Source organism: Kocuria subflava, assembly GCF_012163155.1.
Lineage (GTDB): Bacteria > Actinomycetota > Actinomycetes > Actinomycetales > Micrococcaceae > Kocuria > Kocuria subflava.
The window spans coordinates 1-591 of sequence record NZ_JAAVUN010000175.1; the positions used below are offsets into that span (position 1 = coordinate 1).

Genomic DNA, 591 nt, shown 5'->3' on the forward strand with positions numbered 1-591 from the left:
GAGCCGACCATACCGGCCGCACCGATGATCGAGATGTGCATCATGTCCTCCAAAAGTCCGTGTGTTTGACCTGGCGAACACAATGGTATGAACTAGTAATCGATTACCTCAAAGTAACCAAGGGGCCTCGATGACCGATGTGATGGACCAGACCGTCAACCCCAACGCCGCCCAGCTGCCGGCGGATGTCCTGAACCAGGACTGCCCGTCCAGGACTGTTCTCCGCCACCTGACGGACCGGTGGGCGCCCATGATCTTGACGGTACTGGCTCCGGGGCAGCCCGTGAGGTTCACCGAGTTGCGCCGAACGGTCCAGGGTGTTTCCCCCAAGGTGCTGACGGAAACTCTGCGTTCCATGGAGCGCGACGGGTTGGTTACCCGGCGGGTCACCCCCAGCGTCCCGCCGCGCGTGGACTATCTGCTCACGGACCTGGGCGCCAGTACCGTCGAGCCGCTGGCCGCACTCCGTCGATGGGCAGAAGCGAATGTGGGTGAGGTTCAGCGCAACCGTCGACGTTATGACCGGGAGCAAGCCGAAGGTTTAATCGCCTCCCCATGCGGCCAAGCCCCTCCCTAGGACCTCTCCACTAC

At 62.4% G+C, this 591-nt stretch carries 1 protein-coding gene; it reads left to right on the forward strand.

The window, feature by feature from the left end; genetic code table 11:
- Positions 1-130 precede the first annotated feature (130 nt).
- Positions 131-577 (forward strand): winged helix-turn-helix transcriptional regulator, encoded by a 447-nt coding sequence (locus GTW58_RS13605; RefSeq protein WP_245195278.1) that lies wholly within the window; start codon positions 131-133, stop codon positions 575-577.
- Positions 578-591: the final 14 nt, after the last annotated feature.